Consider the following 18997-nt stretch of genomic DNA (forward strand, 5'->3'; position numbering starts at 1 on the left):
GGATGCAGATGGGAAGGATGGAAAGATGGATATTGTATCACCGCAAAATACACGTGTAAAAGAATGGGCACAGCTGCTGGAGAAAAAGCATCGTACCCGTCAACATAAATATATCATTGAAGGCATTCATCTGGTACAGGAAGCGTTGCGCGCCGGAGCAGATCTGGAATGCATTGTGTACGACGGAGAGCAAGGCGTACCTAGCGCACTGGCCGGGCTTGAGAACCCGCTACAGCGTGTAGAATGGGTTAGTGTATCACCTGCGGTTATCGCCAAATGTACGGATACGATGACACCGCAGCCTGTATTCGCAATTGTGCGTACTGGCAGTGAACCACTGGAAAGCCTCATTGACGGAGCGCGCGGACTTGTTGTGGTGCTGGATGGGGTGCAGGACCCTGGAAATGTGGGGACGATTATTCGGAGTGCGGATGCAGCTGGAGCAGCGGGTGTCGTACTTGGCGCGGGCTGTGCGGATGTATATAACCCGAAGACGATTCGTTCGACGATGGGATCATTGTTTCATTTGCCTATTGTGGAGGGCCAGTTGGAGTCCTTGCTTCCCGAAGCGAAGGCTGCGGGTGTGAAGCTGGTCAGTACTTCTTTGCAGGCAGAGCATTCATGCTATAGTTATGATTTTACGCAATCGGTATGGCTTGTGATTGGCAACGAAGGCAAAGGCATCTCGGATGCTACGGCACGCTTGGTGGATGATGCAATTACGATTCCGATGCAGGGGCAGGCAGAGTCGCTTAACGCGGCAATGGCTGCGACGATTTTGTTATTTGAGGCGATGAGGCAGCGAATGGTGTAGGTAGTAAATAGAATTGTAACAATGCAAAAAGACATCACAAACATCAATAAGGGTGTTTGAGATGTCTTTCTTATTAAAATAAATTTTTTTAATATTCTTTACCGATCGTTCTATATATGTTATATTGTTGAGGTAGCAGAAAGTTATGGGACGTGATATGAAATCTAGCTACTTTTTTTGAAATTATTTTAGAACGATCGTTCTCGATGTGCCAAATGAAGAAAGGGTAAATGAAACATGGAGTATCGTGTATTAGGAAATACGGGTCTCAAAGTAAGCAGTTTTGCATTAGGTACAGGTACGTGGGGTTTTATGGGGAAAGTTACGGAAAGTGAAGCAGCTGTTCTTTTAGATGAAGCGTTGGCAGGCGGTATTAATTATATCGATACGGCGGATGTATATTCCCTTGGTCAATCTGAAGAGATTCTCGGCAACCTTTTGAAAGAGCGTAGACAAAATATTGTTCTCGCCACAAAAGGCGGAATGGCTATGGGCAGTGGACTTAATCAATCCGGCAACTCAAAATTTTGGATTAAACGTGCAGTAGAGGATAGCTTGAGGAGGTTACAAACGGACTATATTGACCTGTATCAACTACATCAGCCAGATCTTCAAACCGATATTGAGGAAAGTCTTGATGCACTTACAGATTTGGTTCGAGAAGGTAAAATTCGTTATATTGGTACATCTAATTTTCAAGCCTGGCAAGTAACCGAAGCACAATGGAATAGCGAACGTAACAAAACAGCACGTTTTGTATCCGAACAAGCACCTTATTCCATTGTGAATCGGAGTATTGAATTTGATTTGCTCGCTGCAACCTCAAAATATGGAATGGGTGTATTGGTATGGAGCCCACTTTCTGGCGGCTTGCTAACAGGAAAATACCGCTCCGGCGAAGTGGCTGCCAAAGGTTCCAGAGCAGCGGCATCACTTGGGAAACTTTCTACTGTTGTGGACCCAAATCGAGAGGAAAACCGTACCAAGTTTGAAGCGGTGGATAAGCTCCAAGCCCTTGCAAATGAATCAGGATTAACGTTGCCGCATCTTGCGATGGCATTTACACAAGCTCATTCAGCAATTACTTCCGCGATAGTTGGGGCAAGAACCATTGAGCAATTGCGTGAAACTCTAAAAGGCAGCGACATCCGTTTGAGCGCCGATATCTTGGATGCGATCGATGCGATCGTTCCGCCAGGTGTAACCCTGGATGCTCTGGAAAAAGGCTGGATACCGGATTGGTTACAAGCAAACAAGCGAAGAATCCAGAGTTGAAATCATTTTTTTTACACATTTAAGAACGATCGTTCTCGAAACTGGAATCATACTAATCTAAAGAATACGAGGGAGAGAATAAGATGAAATATACCGTAATCACAGGAGCAAGTTCAGGGATTGGATATGAGACGGCATTGGCGTTTGCAGCACGAGGGAAAAACTTGATTTTGGTAGCTAGAAGATTGGATAAGTTGGAAGAGCTTAAATCCACCATTCAGAGTATCAATCCTAAAGTGAGTGTTATTGTTCACACAAGTGACCTGTCTGTTACGGCAGAGGCTTACGCACTGTATAACGATTTGAAGGAATATGAAATCGAGACTTGGATTAATAATGCTGGGCTTGGAGAAGGTTCGTTCGTTGCTGAACAGAATCTGGATAAAGTAGAAACCATGCTGCGTGTTAACATCGAATCGTTGACCATCCTATCTACACTGTATGTACGAGATTATGCGAATGTCGAAGGTACTCAATTGATTAACGTCTCATCCGCACTTGGATATGCCATTGCTGTAGGCAGTGTTGCTTACTCTGCATCGAAATACTACGTTAGTGCCTTCACCGAAGGTCTTGCCAAAGAACTGGAACTGAAAGGTGCAAAACTGAAAGCGAAGGTGCTTGCACCAGCGATCACGGAAACAGAGTTTGTACAAAAATCAATCGATGCTGAAGGATTTGATTACAAAGCCAATATGTCCAAATACCATACAGCTAAAGAAATGGCGGGCTTCATGTTAGATTTGTATGCTCGCAACGATGTGGTTGTGGGGATTGTAGACCAGAACTATGATTTCCAACTGACGGCTCCGATGTACCCAGTGATCTCAGAACTAAGTTAATTCAGAAGCATCCACGCATACATCTTTTTACCAAACTCAAATAAGAAGAGGAGTACATCCCATTGGAAAAGATATGGAGTAAAACAAAGATTGGCAACATGGAATTGCCTCATAGACTAGCGATGGCACCCATGACACGCAGTCGGGCGCAAGAAGATGGTACACCTGGAGAGTTGGCTGCACTTTATTATGCTCAGCGTGCGACCATGGGACTCCTGATTACGGAAGGTACACAACCCTCGGATGATGGACAGGGGTACTTGTGGTCACCTGGCATCTATACCGACAAGCATATTAATGGATGGAAAAAGGTAACGGATGCGGTGCATGAAGCTGGCGGATATGTATACATCCAATTAATGCATGCGGGTCGCATGTCACATCCGGACAATACCCCGCATCATCGCCAACCGGTTGCTCCATCTGCCATCGCACCGAGTATAGAAATGTTTACGGCTACAGGGATGCAGGATATCCCCGTTCCCCGGGAATTGAGTCAGGAGGATATTCAAACGACCATCGCCGATTTCCGTAAAGCAGCAGCCGCAGCGATCGAAGCAGGGGCGGATGGCGTCGAAATTCATGGAGCCAATGGATATTTGATCAATCAGTTCTTCGGAGAGAATTCAAATACGCGGACAGATGAGTATGGGGGATCTATAGAAAATCGTGCTCGGTTTGCAATTGAAGTAGCGAAAGCTGTTGTCGAAGAAATTGGAGCAGAACGTACCGGCTTCCGAATCTCTCCAGGAACACCTCTTGGCGGAATTCAGGATGGGGAACAAGGTCCTAAACTTTATCGTTATCTTGCCAAAGAATTAGCCCAATTGGACTTGGTGTACCTTCATGTTATGCATCTTGGAAATGAAGAACTGCTCCAGGACATTCGTTCAATTTGGCAAAATCCATTGTTGGTCAACCGGGCCGGAAGAACGTTAGAAGATCTCAGTGCAGATCTAGATCGAGGTCTGGCTGATCTGGTACCGGTTGGTGTATGGTCTTTGGCCAATCCGGATTTGGTGGAACGTGTTCAACAAGGTGCACCACTGAATGAAGCAGATCCTGCAACCTTCTTTGGTTCAGGAAGTAAAGGGTACACGGATTATCCTACGTTGGATGAATTGAAGTCACAAGAGGGGCAACACTAGCACCAACCATGGAGCATGGCGTACAACTGAACCTTGTTAGCCATGTTTCTACATAAGTTGAACGAATCATTTACACGATAACGCAGAGGACAGAAAGAACCTGAAAAAGCGAAGCTACAAGCTTTCTGAAAGAAAGCTACTTCCCTCGCCTTTATCACCGGATTTTCCCTTTAGAAAGGGGATCAAAAAATCTGGGGATAACAGCGATTGGAGGGTTGTTCTGTCATCGTAGTGTCAGTGTAAATAATCTTTAGTTCAACTTCTATAGTCTATAAGCAAAGGAAGAGGATAACTGATGAGAGCAGCTCAGATTCAGAAGTACTCCAAAGAAATCCAAGTGGAGATCAATAATATTGATATACCTCAGATTCAGAGACATGAGGTCCTCGTCAGAGTAAAAGCTGCAGGTGTAAATCCACTGGATATTTTGAATATGAATGGCAGTGTTCGGATGATTGCCGACTATACGTTACCTTTAACTTTAGGCAATGAATTATCAGGTGTCATTGAAGCTGTCGGTGATGATGTACTGAAATTTAAAGTGGGGGATTCAGTCTATGCCAGATTGCCTCTAGATAAAATTGGTGCTTTTGCTGAATATGCAGCTGTACATGAGGATGCTTTGTCCATGATGCCGGAGAATTTGTCCTTTATTGAAGCTGCTGCAGTACCTCTTACTGCCCTGACCGCTTATCAAGCATTGCATGATGTACTTCGAGCTGAACCGAATAAAAAGCTGTTTATACCTGGAGGAACTGGTGGTTTCGGTGCGATGGCTATCCCGATTGCCAAGTCCATGGGGCTAACAGTGATTACAAGTGGAAGCGAAAGAGGCAGAGCACGTGCACTATCTATTGGAGCAAATCAATTCATTGATTATAAAACTCAACATTATGCTGACATTCTGTCCGAAATCGATTATGTGATCGACACCTTGGGTGCGGATGAGATCAAAGCCGAACTTAGCATTTTGAAACCACAGGGCAAGTTAGTTTCTTTGAAGGCTGGACCCAATTATCGCTTTGCAGTAGACAGTCAATTCCCGTTGTGGAAAAGAGCTTTGTTTGGTCTTGTGGGTGCACGCCTGGATTCGTTAGCACGTAAAAATCAAAATGAATATCGGTTTTTATTCGTGCACTCCAGCGGGGTTCAATTGCAAGAGATTACAGCTCTTGTAGAAAAAGAAGACATTAAGCCTTCGATCGATTCCGCTTATTCGTTTGATGATATTGAAAAGGCATTGATTAAAGTATCCACGGGTCACTCTCAGGGCAAAGTCATTGTTACCTTTTAAAGGATCGTTAAGATGATGCTCATGCTATTCAATGCTCGTCTTCTGAACAGGAGGGAAGCCAATGGCGAGAAGCAAAGAGTTCGAAGAGTCTGTTGTTTTGGATAAAGCAATGAGACTTTTTTGGGAACAAGGTTATGAGAAGACGTCTATGATGGATCTGGTCCATCATATGGGAATTCATCGTAAAAGCTTGTATGACACATTTGGTGATAAACATACCTTGTTTCTGAAGGCAGTAGATCTGTATGATCACAAAATCAGCTCAGCTCTTGCGGCAGGTGTAAAGCGTTCTACAACGGCAACGGAAGCACTTCAGTTTATATTTTCCTCTTTAATTCATGAAGAGGAGCATCCTTCATCAGGCTGCTTGATTGTCAATTCGACGGTAGAATTGGCGGCACGCGATGACGACATGAACAACCGATCGACGGAGATGTTTGCAAATACGGAGAAACTCATCAAGGACATGATTGTGTGGGGACAGCAAGAAGGTGAATTCACAATGGAGTACAACGCCGAGCTATTGGCGGAATATTTGCATAACGTAGGCGTTGGGCTAAGGGTGATGGCCAAGACTTCAATAACCGAGGAAAAACTTCTTCGTATAGGGACGCTATCTATGGATCTCATACTAAGGTAGTCTTTTTTCTGCCTTTTAAAGAATGTTCGTTCTAATATGGGTGTTTCAGATGAACATATGTTATAGAAAAGAAAAGAGAGGCAGGTAACGACATGAGAAAGACAGTTCTCATCACAGGGGTCTCCGGTGGGATTGGTAAAGAGTTAGCAGATCGATTTGCCGAAGGCGGACATCATATTGTGCTGGTAGCACGAAGCAAGGGTAAAATACAGGATCTAGCTCAGGAGTATCAGAAAAAGTATGGCATTCAGGCGACGGTTATCGCCAAAGATGTGGCAGCACCTGGGGTACCACAGGTGATTTATCATGAGCTGAAGGAAAAGGGGATTGTTGTTGATTATCTTGTCAACAATGCAGGTTTCGGTCTGTTCGGGACGTTTATGGAAACGGAACTGGAACAGGAAGTCAATATGATTGACGTGAATATCAAGGCTTTAACCATCATGACCAAGCTGTTCTTACCGGATATGATTCAACGTGGGCACGGCGGCGTGATGAATGTGGCTTCGTTGGTAGGTTTTTTCCCTGGACCGATGATGTCGGTATATTATGCAACAAAGGCATACGTGTTATCGTTCACCGAAGCTTTGGAGAATGAAGTAAGCGGAACGGGTGTTACGGTAACGGCACTGTGTCCAGGCCTGACATCCACCGGCTTTGTTGATCGTTCGGGTATGGGTGTCTCGAAGATGTTGCAGGGCCCTATCATGGAAGCGGGGCAGGTGGCTGAAGAAGGGTACCAAGGTTTCTTGCGTGGCAAGACGTTAATTATGCCTGGTGCTCGGAACCGATTCATCGCGTTTATGCCGCGGTTGTTGCCGCGTAAGATGATGACTCGCATGATTAGATCCTCACAGGATAAGACAGGACATTAAATATTTAAAAAGGAGCTGGTGGATTTGATCTTTTATGATTCCCCCCAAGCAACCGTTTCATGGAATGAGGAAAATAAGGTAGCTGTTTTGCAATGGAAGAGCTATGCACAAGGTGAACATTATCGTACACCGCTAAATAAATTGTTGGAGTTAGCGGTGCTAAAACGCTCGAATAAGGCGTTATACGATAGCCGTCACTTGGCTGTTATTTCGCCAGATGACCAAGAATGGGTTGCAAAAGAGTGGTATCTGAGATCACTCGAAGCAGGACTAAAGTATTCAGCACTGCTTGTTCCTCATAAAGCGATAGCTAAATCGAGTGCAAACCGAATGCTCTCAGGAATGGACATATCCAATCCATCTCAAGAGTTTCATGACATAGATGAGGCATATCATTGGCTGGCAACCGTAAAATGAGTAGGTAGCAAAGCATCATTTGTATAAATCAATTGAGTTCTGTAGTAATAAAACAATTAGCTTTCTCTCAATTCGTTCGTTTTACTGGTTCCTTCATCTTGTTTTTTGTGACAAACATAAACAAAAGCAGGCGGGAAGTTGAAGGGTTCAAATTGAATTTTCTCCATTTCAAATAATTCAGCTAATTGTTTCTTCATATGAAGTGAGTACTGGTACAAAACTAATGTCCCTCCAGGTCGCAGCGCTGTATGGATCTGTGACAGGATATTTTGTCTCATTTCTCTCGAAAAATTAAAGAAGGGCAGTCCGCAAATGATACTATCCAGCTGTTGCACATGTTCTTGATGAATTCTTTTCAACAGATAGGATGCATTCGAATGGAACTTGAATTCAGGATATGTCCTCTTCAGATTACTTCTCATTTTGGGGTCTCTTTCAAATAAAAATACAGTTGCCGTGTTCGGTAAATGTGCTCTCATGAGACGTGTGACGGCACCTGTTCCTGGCCCCAACTCAGCAATAGTTCTGATCTCATCCCATCGTATAGATTGCACGATTTTACGAGCCAGAACTTTAGAACTGGGCAAGACACTGCCTACTCGTTTGGGATTCCTCAGAAATCCTTGCAGGAAAAGAAATGGTTCGGGTGTTTTCATTGTAGTATCCTCCATGATTGAATTCATTGAATGGTTCACTTGATGTTGCAAGGCAAGCTTAACTCGAAGGTAAATATGTTATGCGTGTGTTGAAGCGTCAAGGTACCTTGATGGAGTTCTGCAATATTTTTTGCTATCGAAAGACCCAGACCTGACCCCGTTTGAATGCCTTCGCTGCTTCTTGAATAATCCACCTTATAAAAACGATCAAACAGTTTGTTTTTTTGCTCCGTTGTAAGCGGCGCACTTTTATTTTCGACTTGAATGGTAATGTGCTCATGGTGCATGCCCATTCGAATATGAATTACACCAGGTTTAAAGGAATACTTCAGAGCGTTCATGAGAAGATTATCGATAGCCCGAGCTATCTTATCACTATCCAGGTGGGCCATAATTGGAGCATTACCAATCTCTTTCTCGATATGAATACCGTTTTCCTGAGCTAACGGTTCAAACTCAAACAATAACTGATCTAATAGCTGATACAGGTCAACTTTTTTCAAATCCAATTGGGTATCTACAGAGGTAAGACGTGTGTATTCAAATAGATCATCGAGTAACTTCTTCAAATGCGTTGCTTTGTTATAGGTGTTTTGAATGAAGCGGTCATACTCTACTTTGTCTTGAAAGGATTCTGTTCTAAGTAGTTCAATATACCCGATTATGCTGGTAAGCGGTGTGCGCAGGTCATGTGAGATGCCTGTGATCATGTCCATCTTGGATTTTTCCAACTCGCGCTCCTTGATGATCTGTATCTGTAACTGTTCAGTCATGTGATTAATATTGGAAGCGACTCGGCCAAGTTCATCTTGTCGAACTACAGGAACCCTGTAGTTTAAATTACCTTCAGATATGATTTGGAGCCCCTGCTCCAGTGAAATGATGTCTCTTACAATTTTTCGTGTGGAACCCAAAAAAGTAAACGTAAAGATTAAGATAAATATAGGTGTCCCAATATAAGGGAAGTAATTGAGAAGCCAGTTCCATTCCAAGCCTTCACTGATTTTTGCCACAATCGTAATAAGAATATTATTTATAATCACTGATCCGACAATTGTAATTACAAAACTGATCACCATTCGATTGAGGATATGAATCTGTATCTTTTTCGTTTGCTTGGATTGCTGTAATCGTTTAATCAATTTTATAACCTACTCCCCATACCGTTTTAATATATTGAGGTTCTCTTGGATTCACTTCCAGCTTTTCTCGCAGATTACGGATATGGACCATCACCGTATTATCTGAATACCCGTAAGGTTCTTTCCATACGGTTTCGTAAATCTTCTCGGAGCTGAATACTTGTCCAGGATGGCTGGCAAGCAACACCAGAATGGAGAACTCCAGAGGGGTTAGTGAAATGTCATTTTCTTTGAGCTTCACAGAATGTTTGCTTGTATCAATGACAAGGTCTTTAATCAGAATAAGTGAATCAAATTCAGCTTTCCCGATCAATGTTTGACGTCGGAGCTGAGCCTTAACGCGAGCCAGTAATTCTAACGGATTAAAGGGTTTGACCATGTAATCGTCGGCCCCTGTAGTCAAGCCTGTAATTTTATCAATGTCTTCTTCCTTGGCGGATAACATAATAATCGGAGTGGTCGATACTTCTCTTATTTTGAAGCAGGCTTTGATTCCGTCCATGATGGGCATCATGACATCCAATATGACGAGTTGGACTGATGTTGTATTAATAATATTTAGCGCTTCTTCGCCGTTGGCTGCTTCAATGACCTGATATCCTTCGTTACGTAAATAGACATGAATGACATCACGGATATCGGGTTCATCATCAACAACAAGAATGGTACTCATGATTCAACACTCCTTTTTTGCTCTAATCTAGATAACATTTTAACTTCTTATCAAGAGGATAACATCAGTGTAAGCGATAGTCAGGAATGTTTAAATTGTTTCCTTTTTGCGACAGACATAAACGAACGCAGGTGGCACATTCCAAGGCACTAATTCTATTTTTTCGATGATAAGGTGTTCGGATAATAATTTTTTCATTTGAAGTGAATATTGAAAGGCGATGAATAATCCTCCAGGTTTGAGTGCTTTATGGATCTGCTCTACCAACGTAGCTCTTAATTCAGGCTCAAAATTGAAGAAGGGCAACCCGCTAAAGATGTAATCCAATTGCTGAACGCCCTCTTGATTCATGGATTCTACCAATCGAGCGGCGTCTGGATAACAGAAGAACTCCGGGTATGCTGTCTGAAGATTATTCCTCATTGTGTCGTTCATCTCAAACAATAGGACTTTGGTGGAGTCCTGCACCTGTTGTTGAATATAACGAGTGATCGGCCCTGTACCCGATCCGAGTTCGGCAACTGCTTTTGCCTCCAGCCAAGAGGCTTGATTCACCATTTTGTTGGCGAGAAACCGGGAACTGGGAATGATGCTGCCAACATGTTTGGGGCTTTGAAGAAAGCTTTTCAGAAATAATAGTGGTTGATTGGAATTCATGTGTGTGGTTCCTCCGTATATGTGATGGTGTGTTAGCAAAACCAGTTAGAGATGTAATAATTGAAGCGTGGATAAAATAGGACCGCCGAAGTAGATTCCCGCTGTAAAATACGTTATGGTCCATAACAAAGCACTGGAATATGAGATGAGAGCAAATTTTCGATAATGCACACCGCTCATTCCAATAAGCAAAGGAAGAACATATCGCACAATTGGAATGAACAAACCAATGCACATCGCCCATTGACCACTCTTATTCAAAATCAGTTCGGCCTTGACGAAGTGTTTATGATGTTGAAATTTGGGTTTTATCTTGGTTCCAAATAATCTCCCTGCAAAATAAGCAAAGGTAATGGCCGTTAGTAGTCCTGATAAAATACAGAAGTATGTGATCCATGAATTGATAACTCCAGTGTGGGCTAGAATGGCACCACTGATAATCGTGATCTCATTCGGAATTGGAATGCCGAAAGGCCCTAATGAGAAGGCAAAATAAAAAATCAGATATCCATACTGATGAAGCAGCTCTAAGATCGTATTACTGATCATTGTTTTGCCTCCTCTCTAGTTGATATAGCAATCTTAATGAATAAAACTAAGGAATTAATGAGTATATTTCTGAAGAAAAACTAAAGATTACATAAGCAAAGCCAAACAACTAGATTTAAGAGAAAAAGCCTTGCCCATGTACTGGCAAGACTTGAATAGGTGGATATTCAGGAGCATCAGCACGGAATAGATGCGCATAAATGAAGAGCCGAGACGTCATAATGACGTCCCGGCTCTTCTGTATGTCCCATGAAAAGCGACTATATTCGGAATCCATTTATTGTAGGAAATAGAACCAGCCAAATTTTATGCTTGCAACAACAAACAAAGCTATCCATCCCCATAGAAATAGCAAACGTAAAGGTCGTGGAATCAGTAAATATTCTGAGTACAACTTGGTGAAAAAAATCATCATAGTACCATCCTCCGCTAGGTTACTCTCTAAATCATATTAAAGACTTAAAAATAATCTTATAATGCAGATGTTTTACATCCATTTATATCAAAAATAGGTATATTATATCATGATAAACACCAATAAATTCGTGGGATTTAGAAATAGGCAAATAATTCGAACGATATGATGCGGGCATGCCAATATATAGTGTAAGGAGGAAGGGGATGGATAATGAGTGATCAAGATGAGTACATACAACTTGTAACGTTAATACGTGCGGGGCATGAAGAAGCATACGGAGAACTATATGAGAAAACAGTGACGGGTGTATATCAAACTGTGCGATTTCTCATTAAGGACAAGTCTGAAGCGGAGGATGTCGTACAGGAAATTTACATTCAGGCGTATCGATCATTGGCGCGATATGATGCGGAGCGTGCTTTTCGTCCCTGGTTAATGGGTGTGACGATGCGGCAGGTTCAGAATTATCGACGCAAAAGATTGATGCAGTTTCGGTTTGGCAAACGGATCGAAAAATCTGACGTGGGATTGGAATATGATTTTTCCACGGATTTGGTTAACAAACTGGCTAATCGTCCTCTGCTGGAACAGGTCCGCCGTTTGCCGTACAAGCTGCAGCAGGTGGTCACACTTCATTATTTGAATGAATATACGCAAGAGGAGATTGCTGGCATATTGGCGATTCCGCTTGGAACCGTAAAATCGCGCATTCATGCGGCGCTGGCGAAGTTGAGACAAAAAGAGAAGATGAATCCAAGGTTGCGGGGAAAGGTGGAGGATCTGCATGAAACTCGATGAACAGTTGCGAACAGCCTACCAGGAAGAAACCAAAGATTGGTCCGTTCCTGCGAGCATTAAACAAAAAATGATGGATAGTATTCGACGTGACTCACACATCAAAAGAAACCGAAAAAAATGGCTGGTCACTGGGCTATTGGCTGCTGTACTCATTATTCCCACCGGAGCCTACGCAGGGTACACCTATCTCGCAGACGGAATATATGGTTCACAGGAAAATATCGCTGCTATGGGCGGAACAGCTGAGGATTATATGAGGTTGGAAGCGAAGCTGCAGACGGCCAAGGCGCATTTCAGCGAAGAAGAATTTGTTCAATATATGAACCTGTTGAAGCAAATGGGACAAATGGCTCTGGAGTATGCCGATTCTCAAGGCAACATGCATCCAGAGCAGTGGAGTACAGTGGAGCAGGAACGATATAACCTTCTTGCAGCTGAGCTGGAACCGTTTTTCGAGAAGCTGGAAGCTGTAAGTGTAGGGTCCTCCAAAAAACGGATGGACGAGGAGCAATTTTGGACGGAACAGTTGGAACAGGCAGAGAAGACATTTACCAAGGAACAATATCGTGAGTTCAAGTCTGTCTATGAACAAATGAAGAAATACAAAGTTATGGTGATGGACAAGGATGGAAGTATTCATGAGGAACGTTTGTCGGCGGAGCAGAAGGATGATTTAAACCAGCTAGAGAGACGCCTAATCCCCTATTTGAAACGGTTAGAGCTCAATTTGCGTTGAGTCAGGTGAACTGTGAGAGTGGAGAAGAAGCGGGGGGAATTCTTTCGCTTCTTTCTTTATGTTGTGATCTAAATATTGTAATCCATTACTTCCTCCCCTGCACCTTCAAACGATATTGATGCGGTGTAGAACCTGTGGCTTTACGGAATACTTTACAAAAGTAGGACGGACTCGTCATACCAACACGGTGACCGATCTCTGGAACGGTGAGCGAGGAACGGGTGAGCAGCACACACGCATGACGAATGCGGGTAGCTTGGGCATAAGCAACGATTGTGGTGCCAGTCGCTTTTTTGAATACATGAGATAGATGATAGGGGGATAAGTGAAGTGTATCTGCGATATGATCCAAACGAAAAGGTTCGTGGTAATGCTGTTCAATCCACTGCATGATGGCTTCGGCATGAGGATGAAGCATTACTGAACTGGACGCGGAATGTGCCTTTAGATCCTGAATGACAACATCTTTCCATAAGTAACGAAGTTGCGTAAGTGTATCAAGTATAAAGAGACAAGTATCCTCCACAGCTTCATGAGGCATTAGTTCCGGATAGGTCTTATCAAATTGTTCCATTCGTTGAATGAGTGGGGAAGTGGCAGGAAGTCGGATCGGCTGAATCGGAGATTGCTCTCCTAGCAGGTCATGTATGAAACGCTGAGTCGTCATAAAATGCGACCAATGTGTCTTTAATATTTCAAGTTCAAACATAAGCACGTTTCTGATGAAAGGCTGCTGACTGGATATTTGAATCTGAAAGTGGTGCAATTGAAAAGGTCGAAAAATCAAAAGCATACCGGGTTCAAGGGAAAAAACCTGACCTTCGATAATTAACTGCCCGTAACCTTCGTGGATATAGGTTATCTCCATCTGGGAATGAGCATGGAACACTTCGCGAAACGTAGTGTTAGATGTAATGCGACGACAGGTCAGATCAAATTGGTTTCCCAGAATGATGGACATCATGAATACCTCCCTATCATGCGCAAGATAGTTATATTTTACCACAAGATGAACACATAAAAGCGCTTTATTATTGTGTATTGTGAAGGGAACAAGGGAGGTATATAACGATGTTAAGAGTGGCGATTATCGGAGCAGGTGCAATTAGTGGAGCGCATATATCAGCATACTTGGCATTCCCTGAGCGATGTCAGATTGTTGCTGTGGTGGACATGTACGTGGATAAGGCACAGAAGCGAATTAACGAATATGGACTGGAAGGAGCACAAGCTTTTACGGATTACACAGAGCTATTTGCGCAAAATATTGATCTGGTATCCGTCTGTACGCCGCCGTATACGCATGCTTCAATTGCGTGTGATTTCATGCAAGCAGGTGCACATGCATTGGTCGAAAAACCGATGGCTTCTTCCCTGGAGGAAGCGGATCTGATGCTGAAAGTAGCGCAAGAAAGTGGCAAGTTACTATCCGTAGTAGCACAGAATCGATTTACGACACCGATGATGAATTTAAAAGGTGTGCTGGACAGTAAACGGATGGGGCCTATTGTACATGTGCAGGTTGATTCATTTTGGTGGCGGGGCCACAATTACTATGATCTGTGGTGGCGCGGGACATGGGAAAAAGAAGGCGGAGGCTGTACCCTTAATCATGCGGTACATCATATTGATGCGATGTTATGGATGATGGGACCTCCGGTGGAATTGCAGGCCATGATGGCGAATACGGCACATGACAATGCCGAAGTTGAGGATATATCCATGGCGATGCTGCGCTTTCAGGAAGGGGCGCTTGGCATGATTACCAGTTCCGTTGTACATCACGGAGAGGAACAGCAGTTAATTTTTCAGGGTAAAGAAGCCCGTGTATCGGCACCTTGGAAAGTGGTTGCTTCTAACGCACGGAATAACGGATTTCCGGAACCCAATCGAGAGTTGGAACAACAGATTCAGAAGCTTGTTGACGAATTGCCGGATGTGACTCATGTCGGTCACGCTGGGCAAGTGGAGAATGTGTTAAACGCGATGGAGACAGGATCACCCCTTCTGGTGGATGGTCAAAGTGGTCGGAATACACTTGAACTGATTGTAGGCATCTACAAATCTGCTAGTACGGGAGAAAAGGTTGTTTTTCCACTAGGGGCGGAAGACGCATTTTACACAAGAGAAGGAATTATGCAACATGCTGTACACTTTTATGAAAAAAAGACGACGGTGGAGAACTTCGAGGATTCGAGTATTACGCTGGGTAGCAAGTTGGACTCATAGTATTTTTATGTGAAAAAGATGCCTTCTCACAAAAAAAAGTGAGAATGGGCATCTTTTTTAGGTCTGAGACACCTTCTTGCTCTAAAAATACAATAATTGTATCCATTCACATTTGTGAAATGACGTTATTACGTTATCTTACTATGCACAATTATTATTTTAAATTTAAATTAATATGATAAGGCTCTCTCAAAAGGTTATAGCCACTTATCAGCCCAACGTTCCACAGCGCTTAGTGCTCTCCCCAGTTCCGTGCCTTTTCGTGACAACATATATTCAGTCCGAACTGGACGTTCTGTGACCACATGGCGAACCACAAGTCCTTCTTCCTCCAATTCCTTCATTCGCTCATTTAACACACGTTTGCTCAAGTCAGGGATATAAGCGTGAATCTCACTGAAGCGTTTGGGCTCGTCCATCAATGCATGAATAATGAGGGCTACCCATTTTCGACCAATGATCTGATAAGATTGTTCCACTTTTGTGCATATTTGCTTGGCATTCTCATCATCGCTCATGATTGTACTCCTTTGATTTAGTATTGCCTGTAATATCATTAGTATACTTATTGTAACCTACTTGTCCACAGGCCATATGTGTAAAATGTCACATACCAATTGTTATTAATCTTACCACATAAAGCGTTATCATCAAATAAAAAGCCTATAAACACTGGAGTTCACAGCTTCGACACGATTATTGACGAATTGTGACGACAGGTGTAATATGGGTAACGTTAATTCAAAAGGTTACAATTTATAACCTAAATACAGGTTGTGGAGAGAAGGAATGTTCCATGGTTAAATTCAGGTGTGTTATATAAACGGAGGCAAGGCGGGGACGACACCCACTTATTCCGTCTTTTGTCATGCTTGGATTTGAACATTTTGCAACATCATATACTATACTGCACAGATCACAGGAGGCACTCCAATGGATGCAATGACATTTGTCCTGTTCGGGGCAACAGGCGATTTAGCCAAACGTAAGATTTACCCTGCATTATATAACTTGTACATGGATCAGAAAATGCCGAAATCCTTCTCCGTTATCGGATTGGGACGGCGTGAATTGTCGAATGCGGACTTTCAGGCAAATGTAGAAAAGTCACTTCATGAATTCTCTCGTCAGACCCCTGAAGAAGCATCTCAGGTTCGTGATTTCATTGGCGCTTTCCGTTATTGTTCCTTAAATAATACGAAGCTTGAAGATTACACCAAATTGTTGGAACTCGTTCAACAGCGTGAACAAGAGCTTAACATTCCCGAAAATCGCATGTTCTACATGTCGGTGGCACCGGAATTCTTTGAGCCGATCGCATTAAACATTCAAGAAAGTGGCTTGGGTAACACCAAAGGCTGGAAGAAACTGATTATCGAAAAACCATTTGGACACGATCTGCAATCGGCTCGTGATCTGAACGAAAAACTGAGCAATACCTTTGCGGAAGAAGAGATCTACCGCATTGACCATTTCCTTGGTAAACCGATGGTTCAAAATATTGAGACACTCACTTACGCGAATCCGGTAATTCAGGCGTTGTGGTCTAACCGCTATATTGCCAATGTACAGATTACAGCAAGTGAGACGGTGGGCGTTGAAGAGCGTGCCGCGTATTACGATCAAAGTGGTGCGCTTCGTGACATGTTCCAAAACCATATGCTCCAGTTGCTGATGATGATTGGTTTGCATTTGCCAAAACGTTGCACACCGGAAGAAATTCAATTCAAAAAGCAAAAAATTGCTGAAGCACTTCGTCCTTTGACCAAAGAAAATATCGCTTCTGAAGTGGTTCGAGCGCAATATGCAGCAGGTGAGCTGCAAGGCACTCCGGTTGTTGGATATCTGGACGAGCCTGGCATCCCTGCCGGTTCTCAGAACGAGACCTATGTTGCCGCGAGATTGTGGATCGATGATCCATTCTGGAGCGAGGTACCATTTTACATCCGTACAGGTAAACGTCTGGCTGAGAAATCCACGAGAATCGTTGTTGAATTCAAATCGCCACTCAAAACAGGTCATGAATCCGAGAACACAACGGAACCTAACCTGCTTACGATTGAAATTGGTCCGGGAGAAAGTATTTCCCTTCAATTAAATGCGAAGAATCCATTGAACCATGGTGAAGTTGAACCAATGCATATGACCTTCAACTCAGGTAAACGTAACATTCCTGAAGCGTATGAGAATCTGATCTTTGACGCTATGCGTGGAGACTCCACCTTCTTCGCTCACTGGAACGAAGTGGAGCTGGCATGGCAGTGGGTTCAACCGATTCAAGAAGCATTCGAAGCCGGCAGCGTGCCACTGGATACGTACAGTGCAGGTTCGCATGGACCAGAGTCAGCAGATCGCCTGACAGCAGCAGATGGCTTCCGTTGGTGGTAAGTGAAACGAAGAAGTGAGCACAGAGATAGGGGCGGTATAATCCGCTCTGCTCACGAATGAACATACATTTTGCACAATCCAAATGCGTCTTCCAAGTTGCATGATGTAGAACGACAAGCTTCTATGCGCCTAGAGCTTGTGCTTGGAGCGAACTGATTGATGAAGCAAAATGCTGATATATATGAAGTATTTATTATGAATTTTACCGTTCCAATTTTGCATAAGCCCTTCCGGTTATGTGACCGGAAGGCCGTGAAAATTTTTAAATATAGATTAGCGGACGCACTGAATTTTTTGCCTAAGTAGCGACGTAGTGTAGGGGACGGAATCGATTCTGTAGAAGCAAAGCGTTCGCCTTTGTATCCAAATTTCATCAATTTAAAGCTTGATGAAAAGAAATTTGAATACAACAGCGATCGAAAGAACGATCCGTAACCGGAACGATTGCTGCAAACGGGAATGTAGTCTGGCGCTCTGCAACAAAGATTAAATTTAAACAATTGTTCATAACAGGAGGATTTTAAAATGAAACTTGGACTAGTCGGATTAGGAAAAATGGGATTGAACCTGGGCAGAAACTTGATTGATCACAAACATGAAGTGGTTGCTTTTGACCTGAACGCTGAAGCAGTAAATGAAATGAAAGAATACGGCGCTACAGGCGTATCTTCATACGCAGAGATGGTGGCTTCGCTCGAATCCCCACGTGTATTGTGGATCATGGTTCCTCACAACGTGGTAGATGCTGTATTGGCTGAAGTTAGCCCATTGTTGTCCAAAGGCGACATCATTATTGAAGCGGGTAACTCCCACTACAAAGAATCCATCCGTCGCTACGAAGAGATGAAAACCAAAGGCATTCACTACATGGATGCAGGTACATCTGGCGGTATGGAAGGCGCACGTAATGGCGCATGTTATATGATCGGTGGAGATCCTGAAGCTTGGGCTATCGTTGAACCGGCATTCAAAGATACTTCCGTAGAGAATGGCTACCTGTATGCTGGTAAAGCGGGCAGCGGCCACTTCCTGAAAATGGTCCACAATGGTATCGAGTACGGTATGATGGCATCCATCGGTGAAGGTTTTGACGTATTGGAGAAAAGTGGATTTGATTTCGACTTCGAACAAGTCGCACGTGTATGGAACAATGGTTCTGTTATCCGCTCTTGGTTGATGGAGCTGACAGAACGTGCCTTCTCCAAAGATGCAAACCTTGATGAAATTAAAGGCGTAATGCACTCTTCCGGTGAAGGACGTTGGACGGTAGAAACGGCATTTGACCTTCAAACGGCTACACCGGTTATCGCTTTGTCCTTGCTGATGCGTTATCGTTCCCTGGAGACAGACACATTTACAGGTAAAGTGGTAGCGGCATTGCGTAATGAATTTGGCGGTCACGCTGTAGAGAAAAAATAATTTTATATATAACTGTTAACATATGAT

At 43.3% G+C, this 18997-nt stretch carries 20 protein-coding genes; 13 read left to right on the plus strand and 7 right to left on the minus strand.

Features of this window, described 5'->3' with window-relative positions; translation table 11 throughout:
* Positions 1-25: 25 nt before the first annotated feature.
* From MKY73_RS03675 to MKY73_RS03710, 8 genes are all read left to right on the plus strand, one after another.
* Positions 26-814, plus strand: coding sequence for an RNA methyltransferase (locus MKY73_RS03675; protein ID WP_339305697.1), 789 nt, complete (start codon positions 26-28; stop codon positions 812-814).
* Positions 815-1051: 237 nt separating this feature from the next.
* Complete coding sequence (locus tag MKY73_RS03680; protein WP_339305699.1) at positions 1052-2089, plus strand: aldo/keto reductase; 1038 nt, start codon at positions 1052-1054, stop codon at positions 2087-2089.
* 83 nt (positions 2090-2172) lie between these two features.
* On the plus strand, positions 2173-2931 hold the full coding sequence (locus tag MKY73_RS03685) for an SDR family NAD(P)-dependent oxidoreductase (protein ID WP_339305702.1): 759 nt from the start codon (positions 2173-2175) through the stop codon (positions 2929-2931).
* 62 nt (positions 2932-2993) lie between these two features.
* On the plus strand, positions 2994-4079 hold the full coding sequence (locus MKY73_RS03690) for an alkene reductase (RefSeq protein WP_339305704.1): 1086 nt from the start codon (positions 2994-2996) through the stop codon (positions 4077-4079).
* A gap of 295 nt (positions 4080-4374) precedes the next feature.
* Positions 4375-5373, plus strand: a complete 999-nt coding sequence (locus MKY73_RS03695; protein ID WP_339305706.1) for an NADP-dependent oxidoreductase — start codon at positions 4375-4377, stop codon at positions 5371-5373.
* Between the two features lie 61 nt (positions 5374-5434).
* Positions 5435-6013 carry a TetR/AcrR family transcriptional regulator gene (locus tag MKY73_RS03700; protein WP_339305708.1) on the plus strand — a complete coding sequence of 193 codons (579 nt, stop codon included), beginning with the start codon at positions 5435-5437 and terminating at the stop codon, positions 6011-6013.
* A 92-nt stretch (positions 6014-6105) separates the two neighbouring features.
* Entirely contained in the window at positions 6106-6888 is a 783-nt protein-coding gene (locus tag MKY73_RS03705; RefSeq protein WP_339305710.1) for an SDR family oxidoreductase, read from the plus strand.
* 24 nt (positions 6889-6912) lie between these two features.
* Positions 6913-7305, plus strand: coding sequence for a hypothetical protein (locus tag MKY73_RS03710; protein WP_339305712.1), 393 nt, complete (start codon positions 6913-6915; stop codon positions 7303-7305).
* Positions 7306-7361: 56 nt separating this feature from the next.
* Here MKY73_RS03710 and MKY73_RS03715 read toward each other — a convergent pair whose 3' ends face one another.
* From MKY73_RS03715 to MKY73_RS03735, 5 genes are all read right to left on the minus strand, one after another.
* Positions 7362-7961, minus strand: coding sequence for a methyltransferase domain-containing protein (locus MKY73_RS03715; RefSeq protein WP_339305713.1), 600 nt, complete (start codon positions 7959-7961; stop codon positions 7362-7364).
* 35 nt (positions 7962-7996) lie between these two features.
* The gene (locus MKY73_RS03720) at positions 7997-9103 is read right to left on the minus strand and encodes a HAMP domain-containing sensor histidine kinase (protein ID WP_339305715.1); all 1107 of its coding nucleotides are present in this window, start codon (positions 9101-9103) and stop codon (positions 7997-7999) included.
* A complete protein-coding gene (locus MKY73_RS03725) occupies positions 9096-9776 on the minus strand; it encodes a response regulator transcription factor (RefSeq protein ID WP_339305717.1) in 681 nt (226 codons plus the stop codon). Before MKY73_RS03725 ends, MKY73_RS03720 begins: the two co-directional genes overlap by 8 nt.
* Before the next feature lie 90 nt (positions 9777-9866).
* Positions 9867-10433, minus strand: coding sequence for a methyltransferase domain-containing protein (locus MKY73_RS03730; protein ID WP_339305719.1), 567 nt, complete (start codon positions 10431-10433; stop codon positions 9867-9869).
* Between the two features lie 45 nt (positions 10434-10478).
* Positions 10479-10982 (minus strand): DedA family protein, encoded by a 504-nt coding sequence (locus MKY73_RS03735; protein WP_339305721.1) that lies wholly within the window; start codon positions 10980-10982, stop codon positions 10479-10481.
* A gap of 628 nt (positions 10983-11610) precedes the next feature.
* On the opposite strand from MKY73_RS03735, the gene MKY73_RS03740 reads away from it, so the two are divergent.
* Positions 11611-12198, plus strand: a complete 588-nt coding sequence (locus MKY73_RS03740; protein ID WP_339305723.1) for a sigma-70 family RNA polymerase sigma factor — start codon at positions 11611-11613, stop codon at positions 12196-12198.
* The gene (locus MKY73_RS03745) at positions 12185-12934 is read left to right on the plus strand and encodes a DUF3600 domain-containing protein (protein ID WP_339305725.1); all 750 of its coding nucleotides are present in this window, start codon (positions 12185-12187) and stop codon (positions 12932-12934) included. The genes MKY73_RS03740 and MKY73_RS03745 overlap by 14 nt, the downstream gene beginning before the upstream one ends.
* Before the next feature lie 85 nt (positions 12935-13019).
* Here MKY73_RS03745 and MKY73_RS03750 read toward each other — a convergent pair whose 3' ends face one another.
* Positions 13020-13898 (minus strand): AraC family transcriptional regulator, encoded by an 879-nt coding sequence (locus MKY73_RS03750; protein WP_339305727.1) that lies wholly within the window; start codon positions 13896-13898, stop codon positions 13020-13022.
* Positions 13899-14005: 107 nt separating this feature from the next.
* Here MKY73_RS03750 and MKY73_RS03755 point away from each other — a divergent pair, with 107 nt between their 5' ends.
* Positions 14006-15163, plus strand: a complete 1158-nt coding sequence (locus tag MKY73_RS03755; RefSeq protein ID WP_339305729.1) for a Gfo/Idh/MocA family oxidoreductase — start codon at positions 14006-14008, stop codon at positions 15161-15163.
* 197 nt (positions 15164-15360) lie between these two features.
* Here the strand turns inward: MKY73_RS03755 and MKY73_RS03760 are convergent, their stop codons facing one another.
* Complete coding sequence (locus tag MKY73_RS03760; RefSeq protein ID WP_339305731.1) at positions 15361-15681, minus strand: helix-turn-helix domain-containing protein; 321 nt, start codon at positions 15679-15681, stop codon at positions 15361-15363.
* A gap of 415 nt (positions 15682-16096) precedes the next feature.
* Here MKY73_RS03760 and zwf point away from each other — a divergent pair, with 415 nt between their 5' ends.
* Both zwf and gnd read left to right on the plus strand, forming a co-directional pair.
* Entirely contained in the window at positions 16097-17551 is a 1455-nt protein-coding gene (gene zwf, locus MKY73_RS03765) for a glucose-6-phosphate dehydrogenase (protein WP_339305733.1), read from the plus strand.
* A 525-nt stretch (positions 17552-18076) separates the two neighbouring features.
* Positions 18077-18970, plus strand: coding sequence for a phosphogluconate dehydrogenase (NAD(+)-dependent, decarboxylating) (gnd, locus tag MKY73_RS03770; RefSeq protein ID WP_339237600.1), 894 nt, complete (start codon positions 18077-18079; stop codon positions 18968-18970).
* The last annotated feature ends 27 nt before the right edge of the window (positions 18971-18997 follow it).

The sequence above is a fragment of the Paenibacillus sp. FSL R5-0519 genome (assembly GCF_037974275.1).
In the GTDB taxonomy this organism is placed as follows: domain Bacteria; phylum Bacillota; class Bacilli; order Paenibacillales; family Paenibacillaceae; genus Paenibacillus.